Annotated in this window: 10 protein-coding genes; 3 read left to right on the forward strand and 7 right to left on the reverse strand. The window is 38.7% G+C overall.

Going from position 1 to position 15,348, the window contains the following annotated elements; all coding sequences use genetic code 11:
• The first annotated feature begins 157 nt into the window (after positions 1 to 157).
• Positions 158 to 2,773, forward strand: coding sequence for a bifunctional glycosyltransferase/CDP-glycerol:glycerophosphate glycerophosphotransferase (locus NST57_RS17695; protein WP_341298979.1), 2,616 nt, complete (start codon positions 158 to 160; stop codon positions 2,771 to 2,773).
• A 50-nt stretch (positions 2,774 to 2,823) separates the two neighbouring features.
• On the opposite strand, the gene NST57_RS17700 is transcribed toward NST57_RS17695, so the two are convergent.
• The 3 genes from NST57_RS17700 to tagD all read right to left on the reverse strand — a co-directional run bounded on the left by NST57_RS17700 (position 2,824) and on the right by tagD (position 7,098).
• Positions 2,824 to 5,097, reverse strand: coding sequence for a CDP-glycerol glycerophosphotransferase family protein (locus tag NST57_RS17700; RefSeq protein WP_249670020.1), 2,274 nt, complete (start codon positions 5,095 to 5,097; stop codon positions 2,824 to 2,826).
• Between the two features lie 47 nt (positions 5,098 to 5,144).
• The gene (locus NST57_RS17705; protein WP_341298980.1) at positions 5,145 to 6,611 is read right to left on the reverse strand and encodes an alpha-glucosyltransferase N-terminal domain-containing protein; all 1,467 of its coding nucleotides are present in this window, start codon (positions 6,609 to 6,611) and stop codon (positions 5,145 to 5,147) included.
• Positions 6,612 to 6,708: 97 nt separating this feature from the next.
• The gene (tagD, locus tag NST57_RS17710; protein WP_008343212.1) at positions 6,709 to 7,098 is read right to left on the reverse strand and encodes a glycerol-3-phosphate cytidylyltransferase; all 390 of its coding nucleotides are present in this window, start codon (positions 7,096 to 7,098) and stop codon (positions 6,709 to 6,711) included.
• Between the two features lie 370 nt (positions 7,099 to 7,468).
• Here tagD and NST57_RS17715 point away from each other — a divergent pair, with 370 nt between their 5' ends.
• Together NST57_RS17715 and NST57_RS17720 are read left to right on the forward strand one after the other, a co-directional pair.
• Positions 7,469 to 8,239, forward strand: a complete 771-nt coding sequence (locus NST57_RS17715; RefSeq protein WP_341298981.1) for a WecB/TagA/CpsF family glycosyltransferase — start codon at positions 7,469 to 7,471, stop codon at positions 8,237 to 8,239.
• Between the two features lie 11 nt (positions 8,240 to 8,250).
• On the forward strand, positions 8,251 to 9,438 hold the full coding sequence (locus tag NST57_RS17720) for a CDP-glycerol glycerophosphotransferase family protein (RefSeq protein ID WP_341298982.1): 1,188 nt from the start codon (positions 8,251 to 8,253) through the stop codon (positions 9,436 to 9,438).
• Between the two features lie 17 nt (positions 9,439 to 9,455).
• On the opposite strand, the gene NST57_RS17725 is transcribed toward NST57_RS17720, so the two are convergent.
• From NST57_RS17725 to NST57_RS17740, 4 genes are all read right to left on the reverse strand, one after another.
• The gene (locus NST57_RS17725) at positions 9,456 to 12,086 is read right to left on the reverse strand and encodes an N-acetylglucosaminidase (RefSeq protein WP_341298983.1); all 2,631 of its coding nucleotides are present in this window, start codon (positions 12,084 to 12,086) and stop codon (positions 9,456 to 9,458) included.
• Positions 12,087 to 12,406: 320 nt separating this feature from the next.
• Entirely contained in the window at positions 12,407 to 13,357 is a 951-nt protein-coding gene (manA, locus tag NST57_RS17730; RefSeq protein WP_142152858.1) for a mannose-6-phosphate isomerase, class I, read from the reverse strand.
• 146 nt (positions 13,358 to 13,503) lie between these two features.
• The gene (locus tag NST57_RS17735) at positions 13,504 to 14,325 is read right to left on the reverse strand and encodes a carbohydrate ABC transporter permease (RefSeq protein ID WP_008343219.1); all 822 of its coding nucleotides are present in this window, start codon (positions 14,323 to 14,325) and stop codon (positions 13,504 to 13,506) included.
• Positions 14,322 to 15,293 (reverse strand): carbohydrate ABC transporter permease, encoded by a 972-nt coding sequence (locus tag NST57_RS17740; RefSeq protein ID WP_341298984.1) that lies wholly within the window; start codon positions 15,291 to 15,293, stop codon positions 14,322 to 14,324. Before NST57_RS17740 ends, NST57_RS17735 begins: the two co-directional genes overlap by 4 nt.
• Between the last annotated feature and the right edge of the window lie 55 nt (positions 15,294 to 15,348).

Genomic DNA, 15,348 nt, shown 5'->3' on the forward strand with positions numbered 1-15,348 from the left:
AGTTCACTGATTTAAATTCTACAATACTAATGATCTGTTCATTCATTCTAATTTGTTGTAATCTATTTATAGGATATTCATCACTTTTAAGATAATATCTACTCAATATTCAATTAAATTGATTTGTCCATTTATTAATTCAAAAGTGAGGAAGAAGATGAACTTTAACTACGATATGACTATTATTATTCCTTTGTTTAATTCAGAGGATTATGTAGAAGATACCATTAAATCAATTATGAAACAGACACATGATTTCACAAAAATACAGGTTATTTTTGTGGATGATGGTTCAACAGACGGCAGTTTTGAAATTTGCAGCGAATATGTTAAACAATACAAGAACATGGAGATTTATTCACAAGAAAACCTTGGCGTTTCAGCAGCTAGAAACTTTGGATTAAAACAAGCAACAGGCAAATATATTCTTTTCTTAGATTCAGACGATTTAATTGGAAGTCATACAATTCATGAATTATTTAACTACTTTAATCAAGTTGAAGATGAAGTTTCAATTGTTGCATACCCTCTCTATTCTTTAGTCAACGGAAAAGTAAAAGATCATCCTAGGACCAAGAACTATTCAACAACCGGCGTTTATGATGTATCTGTTTATCCAAATATAAATCAAACAACAATCAACGTTTGTGTGAAGAATTTACCCGCTAATGAACGTATTTATTTTGACACAGATCTCGCGTATGCTGAAGATGCAACTTTTAATACAGCCTACATCATGAGAACAGGAAGAATTGGAATTTGTTCAAACGGAAAATATATATACCGAACTCACCAATCTTCAACAGTTATGAAGTATAGAAGTCCCGTACACTCATACAATATGCTTCTCTTGTACTTTGAAAAAATGATGGATTCATACTCTTATCATAATAATGTTCATCCTTATGTCCAAAGTATGATTTTATACGAATTGAATTGGAGATTTAAGTCAAAATCTTTAATACCATTTCATCTCGATCAAGATGAATTTTCAAGTTGGAAAAAACGCATGTTTAATATCATAGAAAAACTTGAGGATAAAATCATTTTAAATCACGATTTTATTGATATATATCATAAAGCATCTTTACTAAGTTTGAAACAACCTAAACCTACGATAAAATACGATTCACAAGGTATCTATATTTATCGCAATAATGAACTGCTGTTTAAACAGCAACGAATTGAAATAGTCATGACCCAATTTACTATTAAAGGTAATCAATTATTAGTAGCTGGTTTTATTAAAAGTCCACTTAATGAGTTCTTAGATTTAAATTTACAGATTGATGTTAACGGACAATCTTTTGCACCTAGACTCTCTTTGTCTAATCATAGCTATTACAAAACAAGAATGAAAACAAATAACTTTTATAGATTTAGTTGGAAAAAGGAACTTGATGAGCAAACATTACATTTGAAGTTCAATATCAATTATAAAAACTACGATTATCCCGTTTCTTTCTATTTTATCAATGACGTTGTATTTCAGAGCTTTATGAAACATAAGGCATTCAAAAATGGCTATGGTTTAAAATTTTTGCCTAAACAACAAAAAATCATTGTCGAAAAAGCTACTAAAGGTGAGGCAGATTCATATACAAAAGAATTTGATAAAATAGTCAGAAAGCATGACAAAAAGCTATTTTTAGCTAGAAAGCTAATAAACAAAAAAAGAAAAGACGTTTGGCTATATAATGATAGAAAGAACATTATAGATAATGGATATTATCAGTTTAAACATGATTTCCACAAAAAAGACGGTGTAAAAAGATACTATATTTACGATGGTGATAGCATTGATCTAGAAAACATGTTTAATCAAGAAGAAAGGAAACATGTGATTAAATTCAGGTCTCGACAGCATAAATATCTATTTCTAAATGCTACTAAGATTTTGACCTCATTTAGGACTGTTCAAGAATATAGTGCATTTTCTGAAAAAAGAATGAAATTTATTAATGACCGTTTAGACTTTGAGTTAATTTACTTACAGCATGGGATCCTACATGCGCACACGCCTTGGATATACTCTAGTGAAAAGAATAAAATAGATAAATTTGTAGTCTCCAGTAATTTCGAAAAACAGAATTTAATTGAGAATTACAACTACAGACCAGAAAACATAATTGAAACTGGAATGGCACGCTTTGATTTTGTCAAAAGTCATACACCTACCAGCAATAAAATTATTTTTGCACCTTCTTGGAGAGTCTCACTAGTTAATTCCTCTAAAGGTGGAGAGTGGGCTATAAAAGAAGAAGCTTTTAAAAATTCTTCTTATTATAACGAAATAAACCATTTGATTTCTTCAAAAGAATTTACTGATTTACTTGAAAAAGAGGATTTATATTTTGAATTAAAGTTACATCCTATTTTTAATTCTGTTATAAATGAATTCAAAGCAGATCATCCAAGAATTAATTTTGTTACCAAAGATATAAATCTTAGTGATTATAAATTATTCATTACTGACTTCTCATCATTTGTATTTGATTTTGCATTTTTGAATAGAGCCGTTTTGTTCTTTATACCCGATTATGCAGAGTTTATTTGTGGAAACCACTTATATAACAAATTAGATATGGATCTAAAAGACAGCTTCGGTAAGCTTGTTACAAATAGCTCTTCAGTTATTAAAGAAATCTCTAACATAGTGAAAAACGATTTCCAAATGGAAGATACTCACAAAGAAAGAATGAATGATTTCTTCTACCAACATAAAAGCTATCGCGAAGCATTGTACCAAAAATTAACAAATGAAGAAAATTAAAAAGCTGTCGAGCTATAGGAATGATCCTATAATCTCGACAGCTTTTCATGTTATTGCTCTTTCTTGATAAAGACTTCCACCACACGCTTCGATGACTCTCCGCTCTCTAGGTAGCAGAATTTTTCATAAAACGGCGTAAATGAAGGTGGTAATGTAAATGTCGGCTGTTCTGTTTCTCTTACCCATTCAATCACGCGTGATGTTTCTTTTACAAGTGGTCCTGGTGCTTCTTGTTCAAAGTCAAAATAGAAGCCTCTCAGTTTGTCACGATATGTTTCGATGTCTGGTACATAGAACAGCATCGGACGTTTAAGGTTTGCATAATCAAAGAACACGGAAGAGTAATCTGTAATGAGTAGGTCAGAAATCATATAAAGGTCTCGAATGTCTTCGTAATGAGAGAAATCATAGGCAAAGCCTTCATATGGTCCGAGATCAAAGTTTTCCGCTACTAAATAGTGCATACGAAGGATGATGATATATTCTTCTCCGATAGATGCTCGTAGCTCATGCAGATCAAGATCTAAATCAAATTTGTACTGCCCTTTTTTATAAAATTGATCGTCTCTCCATGTCGGTGCATATAAAATCAATTTTTTATCAAGTGGCAAGTTCATTTTTTGTTTGAGCGCTCTCATTGTTTCTTCATTGTTTTGATTGTGAAGGAAATCATTTCTCGGATATCCTGACTCAATCATGGTCTTTTGGAATTGGAACGCACGGGTAAAGATTTCGGTCGAGTATGCATTAGGAGAAATCAGATAATCCCAATTCGATGCTTCTTTCGTGAAATTCTTTTTGTACTTCTTCGTGTTTGTTCCAGGCATATGCACTTCGTCCATGTCCATCGCCAGTCGTTTTAATGGCGTGCCGTGCCATGTTTGTAAGTATTGGGTGTGTTCTGGTTTTGGAACCCATAGCGGCAAACGACTGTTTACGACCCAATACTCAGCTCTTGCCATTGCAAAAATCCATTTCAATGACAGACGATTGATATAGTAGATGCCCTTTTCTTTAAATGGTGCTTCATGCCCTTTTTTAACACTCCAGATCAGCGTATATTCAGGGTGATTTTCTTTCATATATTCATAAATAGCACGCGGGTTACAGCTGAATTGTTTTCCATTAAAGCTTTCAAACACAACAGTTTTCTTTTTGACGGACAGCTTACTCGCCAGCTTAAAGGTTGTTTTAAAGGTTCTTGTTACAAGACGATTTCGAATTTTTTTGATTTTCCCAAATTGCTTTTTGAATTTCTTCCACTTGCTTTTCACGTAGTACTTAGCACGTGTCTTCATGGTGTAATCATTAATTCGAATACCAAGGGTTTGTCTTTTTTTCTTTCTGTACACTTCATAACGAATTGGTACGTCGTCTCTTTTATGAATTTGAACAAGCCCTTTGAGTTTGTTCGAACGATCTCCAAGTACCAAAGAAGCAGTTGTTAATGTTTCCTCCACTCCGTTGACGTCGCAAATAAATTCTAGATAAAAGCGGTATATAAGACGTTTATTTAAAGAATAAGTTAACTCCTCTAAAGGAACTTCTGCTGAAAATTGATACAGTTGTGGTGTTTGATGGTCGTCACGATATTGAATGACTTCATCTTTTTTATGTGTCATCTTGACAGGAAAACGATGCTCAACTGGTTCCTCACCATTTTTCTTCAATAGAAGCTTTACTTCTTTGATCTGATAAGGATGCTCTGCACTTAGAACGCCTGCATACCCAGATAAAGATAGCGTGCATTCTTTGTTGAGCTCGATATGATGGAATTTCACAACTTTGAGCTCCCGTTTGATTTTCAATGAAGCATTGCCTTTGTCTGTACGATATGGAATAACATACAACAGCGCTTCTTTATTTTCTAAAAATGTCAGCTCTGGCGTTTCAATTTCCATTTTCAAACGACGTTTATAATATGGTGTTTTTTCTTCTATTTCGGAAGTTGCGCTGGTATCCGCTTCTTTTGCGTCTTCATCCTCTTCTTCCGAATCAGAATCATAGGCTGAGTCTTCAAGCTCGTCTTCGTCCTCTTCTTTGTTTGCGCTCAGATAGTCCGTGACATATAAGTTGTATGTTTGGCCTTGCTCTAACGCAAGCGGAAGCGATGCTTCACTCAGTACCAATTTGAATAGATTCTCTTCTTGATGAACAAGCGGGAGGAATAGTTCTTGTTTTGAGACCCTTTCCCTCATAAACAGATAAAACTCTCTATCTGCTAATGGCATGTCATCGTAGATGCGAACGAGCATTTCCAATTTTTCATGATGATTTTTTAAACCTTCAACGACACTCTTCTTATGGATTCCCTCTTCAATCATTAATCGTTAATCTCCTCTGTTCAAAAATCTTACCGTTATTTGTATCATTATTTTACTTTCCAAGAATAGTTCCCCTGTTTCGTTTGATACGACCAACCATCAATTGAAGATGGTTTATTGGTAAGGAGCTCTCCCTCTACTTCTAGACGTTGCAAAACTTCTTGAAGTTCTTCTGTTTTAAAGCGGATGTAAAAATCCACAAATTTTGTTTGGTTGGTTTCGATGTTTTTCTTTGTTTGAAAATGACCAATTGGGAAACTGACTTGATCATTCTCATCAATTGTTTGAGAAATGATTTCAGCTCCATTCACTCGATCATATCCTGCAAAATCAATTTCCACATGATCCGCTTGGCTCATTTCGTCTGTCATCTTAAGCTGAAGATGAAGAACATGGTGTTCAGAGCTAAGATCATGCAGCACCCATTTCGTGCGATCCACGATCTTTCTCAGCTCATCTTTACGTATACGGTTTTCCAGCATCTGATGAAGTACTGTTTTCCAAGCTGACATTTCATCAGAAGGCACATGGTAGAAATAAGTTTGTTCTCCTAAAACCTTCTCAACATCTTCTTTATGCTTAGTATCGCCAAAGAAGACGGCATCCACTTGCTGTTTTCTTATTTGTTTAAATAATTCTCCATATTGAGAATAGATATGGTGCGGATTTTCCTCATAATGGGCTTCATGCACAAAGGCAGCATAATAAGTTGATTCCGGTTGATCTATTTTAAACAAGTGGCGGTCCTGATCCCGGTCCTCTGTGACCATCAGTTTTAACCGGTCATTTTGTAATTGAATGCTGGATAGCCATTGTTGTTTTATATCCGTCTTCTTTGTAAATGTTTGAATTCCTGTTTTTTTATACCAATTAATGTGACGGACTGAATTCTTTTTTGCATCACCAGCATAGATGATCTCCATAAAAATGCTGCCATCGTCCTTGATCAATTCTTCTAAATAGAGAGCACCTGTATGAGGAACAAAGCTTTGAACTCTGCGTAAAGCTCCCTGCCAATTGTATTCTTCTCTCTTCACTAATTGCTGCTCTTCATTATATTGATCAATCATACAGATTGGGGAAGAAGGCAGTGCATATCTCGTCACCTGAATGGTCGATGTATCTGCGGGGATAACTGCTTCATTGATTGATTGAGGTACTTCACCCGCAATAAACTCCGAATAATACCTTTTACTTCCGCTCTCTGGCATAATGTAATGTTCAAATACATTCAGGATGTCAATTTGAGGATGAAAGGTCTCCTCCAAGCGGCGAATACGTTCCTTCACATTTACATCGAAATTCAAAGTTAACATCGCAGTACGTTTATGTTTCTCAGCCAATGGCTCTATTCTTGCTTTTAAAGACTTCGTTAAGCCGTCTTCCTCATTTGGTACGTCACCTACAATAAAGTAGTAGTCCATGTCAGGAATTTCAACTAATGTCATCGTTTCATTTTGTTCAGGTTGATCCAATGTATCTTCAACTTTTTTCTTCATCCAATTTTGAAACAAAGGAAGCTCTCCTTAAAAATCATGATCACTTGCTCATTGTATTTTACATGAAAAAGCACTTCTCACCAAAAGATAAGAAGTACTTTTTTTCGATCTATTAAAGTCCCGCAATTTCTTCCTTAATTTGAGTTGTCGAGATACCTTCTGTTCTCTTCAAGTAAACGACTTCGCAATGCTCTTTCAAGAAATCGAATTTACCTTCCCAGTCATCTCCCATGACAAAGACATCAATGTCATGCTCTTGTACATCGCGGACTTTTTGATCCCAGCTGTTTTCTGGAATGACTTCGTCTACATAACGAATGGTTTCTAAAATCAGCTTTCGATGCTCGTAGCTATGATAAGCCTTTTTGGATTTTTGTAAATTAAATTCATCTGTCGAGATGGCTACCACTAAGTAATCTCCAAGCTGCTTTGCACGCTCTAGCAGCTTAATGTGCCCCCAGTGTAATAAATCAAATGTACCGTAAGTAATAACTTTCTTCATTGCAAACATAAACTCCTTTCTTCATTCCTTATTCGACTGCTTCAAGCAGTAATGTTTATCCGTAATCCTATTATCTTCGATCGTGTTTTTCGCTCTTCGGAACCTCATTATATCACAGCGCCTAACAAACGTTAAGCAGATGTAAAGACAAACTATTTCCAATTTAATGGGCACGGAACGTAAAGTCCGAAAAATCAATGTTTTATGAAGCACCTTCCATATGAAGTTATCAAAATGTCACGAAATTTAAAGGATTGTAAAGTTATTGTTAATATTTCATGGAGCAACTGTGATAAAATGATGAGTAGGCGAAGAATGAATTTACAATGAACGTTTCATAGATAACAAAATGAAAAAGGAGGTCTGAACAATGCAAACAGAAGTGGTCTCTAACCTTTCTTATGTTAATGGTGACTTAGATGAATTTATTAGCTATATCAACCAGCATCATATTTCCCAGAGAAGAGGCGCCATGATTGCGACAGTGAACCCAGAGATCGGCTATGCTGTCATGAAGGATGATGCATATCATCAAGTGGTTTCTTCCGCGGATTATGTACTGCCGGATGGTGTAGGCGTTGTGTTGATGTCACGCATGACGCAAAGTCCATTGAAATCAAGAATTGCAGGTTTTGATGTGTTCATGTCTATGCTTGATCTCGCAAACAAGCAATCTAAAAGTATTTTTTTATATGGGGCGAAAAAAGAAGTGCTTGAGGCTGTCAAACAGCGAATTGATACGGAATATCCGAATGTGGTGATTGCAGGCTGCTGTGATGGTTATCAAGCGGATAAACGGTTTGTGGCAAAACAAATTGCTCGTTCAAAAGCAGATATGGTATTTGTTGCTTTAGGTTATCCAAACCAAGAGAACTTTATTTATGAATACCGTCATTTGTTCCCCCAAGCTGTTTGCATCGGTTTAGGCGGAAGCTTTGATGTATTTAGCGGAACGGTGAAGCGTGCACCACGCTGGATGATTAAAACAAATACGGAATGGCTGTACAGACTCATTGTCAATCCGTGGAGATGGAAACGAATGTTGAATATCCCAAAGTACGCTTTTGCCGTATTAAAAGAAAACAAAGGGAAAAAGCGCTACTATCCTGAGCAAGTAAAAGATCAGACGAAGCAGCTGTGAGAGACTGATACATGATGAATATACGCTCAATGATCATCTCATGCTATGCAGCTTTTGTTTCTTTTGCTGGATGGCTCATGAGCGGCGTGAAACCTCGTGACAATCAGGTGACGCTGCTTGTTTCATTCCAAGAGAATGCAGCTGCTCTCATTGATACTTATCAACAACAGGCGAATATGACAATGAAGCTCACTGTCCTCTATACGAAGCATGCTTCCGTGATAGAAAAGGACGTGCCTCATGTGTCATTTCGCTATTTTCATGAAAAAAATCCCATCCATCTCATTCAATGTATCTATACGATGCTGAAAAGCAAAGTCGTCGTCACAGATAATTATTTTCTGATGACAAGTGTGCTAAGAAATAGACCTTCTACCACTTGTATTCAAGTGTGGCACGCCAATGGTGCTTTGAAAAAGTTCGGTCTTGAAGATGCTTCAAATCATCACCGTAGTTCTCGTGATCTGCAGCGTTTCAAGCGAGTCTATGCGTCTTTCGATTATATCGTTACTGGCTCAGATCACATGCGCGAGATTTTCAAAACTTCATTTGGCGTGAACGACGATCGTTTTTTGCCAACAGGTGTACCATTCACAGATGCGTACTACGATGAGCGCCCTATTTCCTTTCAGACGAATATTTTTCCAAAAGGCAAAAAAGTGCTGCTGTATGCGCCGACCTACCGGGACTTTGCAATGGACGGTCTTGTCTTACCTTTTTCTAAAGAACAATTGCAGAGTGAGCTGAATGGCGACTATATTCTGCTCGTCAAACTTCATCCTGCGGTGAAACATTTAGCCAAAGCAGAAACAGATGGTGAGTGGATCTTTGATGTATCCGATCAGCCGCTCTTTCCATTGCTCTCTGTATGCGATGTCCTGATTACAGATTATTCGTCTATTGTGTTTGAATATGCGCTGCTCCAAAAGCCTGTGTTGTTCTTCACTTACGATCTAGAGACTTATCGCATGAAACGCGGTTTAGTCGAACGTTATGAAGACATTATTCCAGGAAAGGCTTGCGTCACTCAAGATATGCTCTTAAAGGAGCTTAAGGGGCTAAACGAATCAGCCAATCAAGACTTATTGAAAACCTTTGCTGAGGAATGGAACCAATATTCAAAAGGGAAATCAAGTCAGCAGCTTCTTTCCTTTATTGAACATCAGATCTTACACAAAAAACGTCCGGCTTCTCATTAAGAAGCACGGACGTTTTTTTATTTGTTATACACGGGGATATCATAATACAGCGTATAGTTATCAAGTAAGTTATACAAACTATACATACGAGTGACCTGTTTAGAAGCCCAGCCAATATCCGTTGCATATTGGTGAGTGGCTGCCGCAGACCAGCGCATTTTATAAATGGTATCTTGTTTGTATGTGGCGTTATTGATATAGCTGTTGCCAATGAATTTTGCCCCGCCAATAATGGCCGCCTCAGGCGTGAACCATTGCTGTTCATACGCATACTTTGCACCGAGGTAATTCGGGTTGCTGTCATATGCACCAATGCCATACATGTTGTACACGATTCTATCATTAAACTTCGTACCGTTCGCTAAAATGGAACTGCCGTTGCCTGTTTCAAGCAATGCATGTGAAATCAGATAGATTTCGTTAATATGATACGTTTTCGCTGCGGTAATAAAGGCCTGTCCTTTGCCGGCAAGAATCCCTTTCCCTGCTAAAATCTTCGTATTCACTTCAGTCGGGTTGAGATTTGCAGCTTCAGAGAGTTTGAGAAATTGAAAATAAGATTGAGTGCCCTCCACGATATTCGCTGGGTCTACATATTTTAATACTTCTGCTGAACTCGCATTTCTCCAGCCAAGGTTGATCTTGATCCAGTTGCCTTCTTTTCCAAGCTGCTTCACTTTTGTTCCTTTGTTCAGCTGTGCGACGATGTTGCTTGCCGAACTTGAATCAGGTGTAGAACGTACATTTAGCCCGTCTGTATTCACTGTGGACGTTGCTGGGTCTACATATGTCGCATAGACATAGGCTGCACCGTCTGTCTGCGGCGATACCTTCATTTGTTTGTTTACCATCTCATTGACTGTGAGATTATAATTCGTCTGCATCACCATTGGACCATTTTTGATTTTTGTCGCTGTGGCTGGCCAGCCGTATTGGCTTTTCACAAAAGCAATGGCCGCATTCGCATTTGGTAATCCTGTAAACTGCTGTGTGATGTTGATTTTATATGCCGGTTTTGTCGTTGTTGTATAAGCAGCTGGTTCATTTCGTTTTTTGAAGAATGTCATGCCTTGATCTCTTAAGGCAACAGTCGAAATGACCCCAGTCTTGATCTGATATTGACCATAATCAGTTGCTCCCGTTTTTTGGGCGGCTGCTTTCATTTTTTGTTTCGTTAAATAACTTAAGGCTTGATTCAGTTTTGTCTGATTCACAGTCGCCTCTGTCGTAATACGGTATTGCTTAACAGCTTCTGTTAATGTTTTTGTACTGCTGGCAACTCCATTTTTTTTCATGATCTCTTGCGCCTGCTTCACTTTGCTTTGATCATATACAGGGGTTGTCTTTAGGCTGTATGCTTTACTGACTGTTTGTCCCTTGCCTGTTGTGATGCTGCTTGTCACCTTTTGTGCTTTTAAGTATGCAGCACCTTTATTTATTTTTGTCTGATCCGTTGCTTGATTCACAACAAGTCGATACGTGCTGTCTGATGCTTTGCCTGTTTTTTTCGATGTTGCGGATACTTTTTTCTTTTGGAAAAATGCCGTTGCTTTTTTCGCTTGATCATCACCCAAAAGATTCCCAGTCACTACTTGATATGGCTGTGTAGAGGAGATCTTTTTAGACGTATAGCGCCATTTCTTTTTCTTGAAAAAGGCAACTGTTTTTGCGTAAGTTGTGTCATTTAATTGATTGAGCTTTACGATATAATTTTTCGTTTTTCCTACTCGCTGCACAGTCCCTGACGCACCAGCTTGTTTCTTGATCTGAGCCGCCGCTGAGGCTGCTTGTTTATTGTCTTTGAAATAGCCTGATTCCATGCTATACACATTTTTAACAGCTCCAGCCTTCTGAATCTTCCCACTGATTTTCGCTTCTTTTTGTAGCTGGGTCAGAAGGGTTTGCGCTTTAGACTGATTCGTTTGTGCAGCAGATGTGACGATGTAATACGGTTTGCCTGCTGCTACCGTTTGGAGTACTGCTTTTAAACCAGATTCCTTTTGAAAACCTTGCAGGATGGTATTCGCCTTACTCTGTCCAACAATATTGCCTGAGATCAGCTGATACACGGTGCCCGCTTTGTTTTCGGTTTGGTATGTACTAGTGACTCCGGCCTGTTTTTGCAGTTCGGTTTGGATACTTTTGACTTTCGTTTCAGAATCAATGGCTCCTGATATGACCTGATATGATGGTCTGCTTTGATTGATAGCTTCATAAGCGCTATTGAGTCCTGATGTTTTCGTCAGCTCGAGCGTCAGTTTTTTCGCCTGACTTTCATCGTTGATTGGATCAGATACGATTTTCTGTAAAGGAAGGCGGTCACCTACTGGAGACACCGTACCGCTCATGCCTAACTCTTTTTTTAATGCAGCGGCGCTTGCACTCGCTGCAACTTGTGAGTCATATCCTGAGGCAGTCAGTTGATAAGTTGATGTACTTCCCGACGCTTGATAAGTGGCTGTCCACTTCTTATCCTTTTTCAACGTGTCAACCGCTTTTTTCACTTCTGCTTCTGTTGTAAATACTTTTGAGGTGCTAATCGTATAAATGGATTGATCGACATAGGAGGCTGCTTGCGCTTCTTTGCCCGTGTGTAATGTCATACCAAAGGCAGCTGCGAGTAACATAATCTTGATGGTTTTTTTCACGTTCCCTGTCCCTCTCTTAACTTTGCATAATAGTCTACTAATCTCTTTATCGACAAAAACAAGTCTCTTTCAAGTCCTTTATGCAATAGAAAAATAGAGGACCTCTTGAAGTCCTCTCAGATTGTTGACAAAGGGCTAAAATGAACTTTATTTTAGCCCTTTGTCTTCTTTTCAGCGTGATAGAAAGCCTTTGCAGTCTAGGAAGGACGAGCACCGGAGCAGAGCGAATTTGACATTCGTGAGCACCAGCACGCAGGACTGACAAAGAATGCGAGGGTTTGTCTACACGCTGAGAGGACCCCTTGAAGTCCTCTATTTCTTTATATATGTGACACAATCAGTTCACAAGATCCTTCAATTGTGAAATTCCCAGTTTCAGCAGGCAGGATAAAATGAGCTCCTTTTGGCAGCGGGTATGTATGCCCATTATGCTCTAAGGACCCTTCCCCATTGATAACGCTGCACAGCAAAAACGGATAATCTTGCGATAGCTCTACTTTTTGATCAATTTCCCATTTATACACAGAGAAATATTCTGCTTCTACAAATGTTCTAATGGTCACCCCTGGACGAGTTTCTACTGATTCATCTGCATAACCGTCTACATGAGGAACCGTTGTAACATCAATGGCTTGCGCAAAATGAAGTTCACGTTCTTTGCCATCCTGGTCTTTTCGTTCATAATCATATACGCGATAGGTCGTATCTGAGCTTTGCTGTGTTTCTAGGACCAGTGTACCTTCACATAGCGCATGAATGGTACCGCTTGGCACATAATAAAAATCACCAGGCTTAATCTTCACACGACGCAAAAGACCTTCCCAATCTCCGCTGTTCATCATGGTCACAAGCTCAGTTCTCGTCCTCGCATTATGACCGTAGATCATTTCTGCGCCTTCTTTGCAGTCAATGATATACCAGCACTCTGTTTTCCCAAGCTCGCCATTTTCATGTCTTTCCGCATAATCATCATCTGGATGAACTTGAACGGATAAGTCTTGGTTCGCATCTAAAATTTTTGTTAAGAGCGGGAAGCGATCGCCTTCTATTCCCCCAAACAATTCTCTGTGATTGTCCCATAGTTCGATCAGCGTTTTCCCTTTATATGGACCGTCTTGCACGACACTTGGTCCGTTTGGATGAGCAGAAATTGCCCAGCATTCTCCCGTTTGATCAGAAGGAATATCATAGCCAAATTGATCCTTTAAGGCTGTACCTCCCCATATTCTCTCCTTCAATTCAGGCAGTAAAAAAATTGGTGACTGCTTCATTCAGGATGACTCCTCCCTTTGCTACCCTTTATAATCCTTGCCTAGCAAGATGAAAACTAGCAAGTCTCAACTTTTATTATGACGCTATCTAAAGAGAAGTCAATCCTTTCAATACACCAAATGAAAACGATAACAAGAAAATCAATTCACCCTTTGACAGAGCCTGCAAGAAGCCCTTTCACAAAGTATTTTCCGAGTAGAATATAGACCAAAAGTGTCGGCAGTGCAGCCAAGATGGCACCTGCCATTTGAACATTCCATTGCACAATTTGACTGCCTGATAAATTTTGCAGTGCGACCATAACCGGCTGATTCTCTGCCGTGGTCATAGTGACCGCAAATAAAAACTCATTCCACACATTTGTGAACTGCCAAATGGCAACCACAACAAACCCTGTGATGGAAAGCGGCAGAATCATATGTCGGAAGATCCCGATAAACCCAGCTCCATCCATCTTTGCCGATTCAATCATTTCATCAGGAATGCTCACATAAAAATTGCGGAACATGAGTGTTGTGATTGGCAGGCCATATACGACATGGACAAGCACAAGTCCCGGAATGGAGTTATACAAACCGATTTCACGCAAAAATTGAATGAGTGGAATGAGGATGCTTTGATATGGAATAAACATACCGAACAACATGAAGGTAAACACCACTTCTGATCCTTTAAAGCGCCATTTAGACAGCACATAGCCATTCATCGCACCTAATACAGCTGACAATAAGGTAGCAGGAATGACTAGATAAAGAGAATTCATTAAATTGGGTGATAACTTTTCAAAAGCGATTTTGTAGCTTGAGAAATCGAGTGTAGATGGAAGCGACCACATTCGCTCAAGGGTGACTTCACCTAATGGCTTTAAGCTCGTGACAAGCATGACATAAACAGGCATGAGAAAAAACAAACTGCACAGTATTAATAAAGCATAAAGAACTGGACGGACAAACCCTCTTGCGGTCATGATGAAGCCCCCTTCCGGCTAGACAGGAGATACGGCACGATAAAGACCGCAACAGAAATCAGCATGACGATCGCAATGGCGGCACCACCTGCATAATGGTTTCCTCTAAAGGTCATTTCAAACATATAAACACCTGGCACATCGGTGACAAAATTTGCACCTGGTCCTGTCATCGAGTAAATCAAATCGAAGATCTTTAAAGAAATATGTGCCATGATAATGACGACGCTCGCTGTGATTGGTTTTAACAGCGGGAAAATGATTTTCCAGTAGATTTGCCACTCGGTTGCGCCATCCATTCTAGCAGCCTCTCTCACTTCCTCTGGAATTCCTCTAAGACCAGCCAAATACATCGCAAGTGAGAACCCTGTCATCTGCCACACAGCAGCGATGACAACTGCAATCATTGCTGCTGGTACACCAAACTCAATTTTCCCCCAGACAAATCCAGCTAAAATGTTCGTATCCGTGTACCACTTGGGCTGGATGCCGAGTGTTTTTAAAAACAGATTCACCCCAGTTGATGGATTTAGGATCCATTGCCACACAACACCCGTGACAACAAAGGAAAGGGCCATCGGAAAGAAAAAGAGATTCCGAAACAGTGATTCCCCCTTGATCTTCTGGTCTAGTAAAATGGCCAGTACAAGCCCAGAAGCAATGACTGCTCCAATAAAGAATAATGTAAAAAAGACCGTGTTTCGAAGATCTGACTGAAAGCGAAAATCTTGAAACAGCATGACATAATTTTTCATACCTGCGAAAGAAAAATCAGGAACAAGCGAGGTCCAGTTCGATAATGAAACATATCCTGTCCAGCCAATAAAGCCGTAAACAAAAATGAATAATAAAACAGCTGACGGTGCTAAAAATAGCAGGGCAAGCAGCTGGTCTCCATTCCATTTTTTCCGAACACGTTTCACTTTTACTGCTGGTGTTTTTGTGATCGGCGATGTGTCCATGCGCATGAAGCTACACTCCTTTTTTAAAAAAGAGGCGGTGCCTAACGGCCGCCTCTTTCGT

Source organism: Bacillus sp. FSL M8-0077 (assembly GCF_038050255.1).
GTDB lineage: Bacteria > Bacillota > Bacilli > Bacillales > Bacillaceae > Bacillus > Bacillus altitudinis.

Bases quoted from the DNA above. Each gene is read 5' to 3' on its own strand.
- NST57_RS17695 (WP_341298979.1), top strand. From the start codon at position 158: ATGAACTTTAACTACGATATGACTATTATTATTCCTTTGTTTAATTCA.
- NST57_RS17700 (WP_249670020.1), bottom strand. From the start codon at position 5,097: ATGATTGAAGAGGGAATCCATAAGAAGAGTGTCGTTGAAGGTTTAAAA.
- tagD (WP_008343212.1), bottom strand. From the start codon at position 7,098: ATGAAGAAAGTTATTACTTACGGTACATTTGATTTATTACACTGGGGG.
- NST57_RS17715 (WP_341298981.1), top strand. From the start codon at position 7,469: ATGCAAACAGAAGTGGTCTCTAACCTTTCTTATGTTAATGGTGACTTA.
- NST57_RS17720 (WP_341298982.1), top strand. From the start codon at position 8,251: ATGATGAATATACGCTCAATGATCATCTCATGCTATGCAGCTTTTGTT.
- manA (WP_142152858.1), bottom strand. From the start codon at position 13,357: ATGAAGCAGTCACCAATTTTTTTACTGCCTGAATTGAAGGAGAGAATA.
- NST57_RS17735 (WP_008343219.1), bottom strand. From the start codon at position 14,325: ATGACCGCAAGAGGGTTTGTCCGTCCAGTTCTTTATGCTTTATTAATA.
- NST57_RS17740 (WP_341298984.1), bottom strand. From the start codon at position 15,293: ATGCGCATGGACACATCGCCGATCACAAAAACACCAGCAGTAAAAGTG.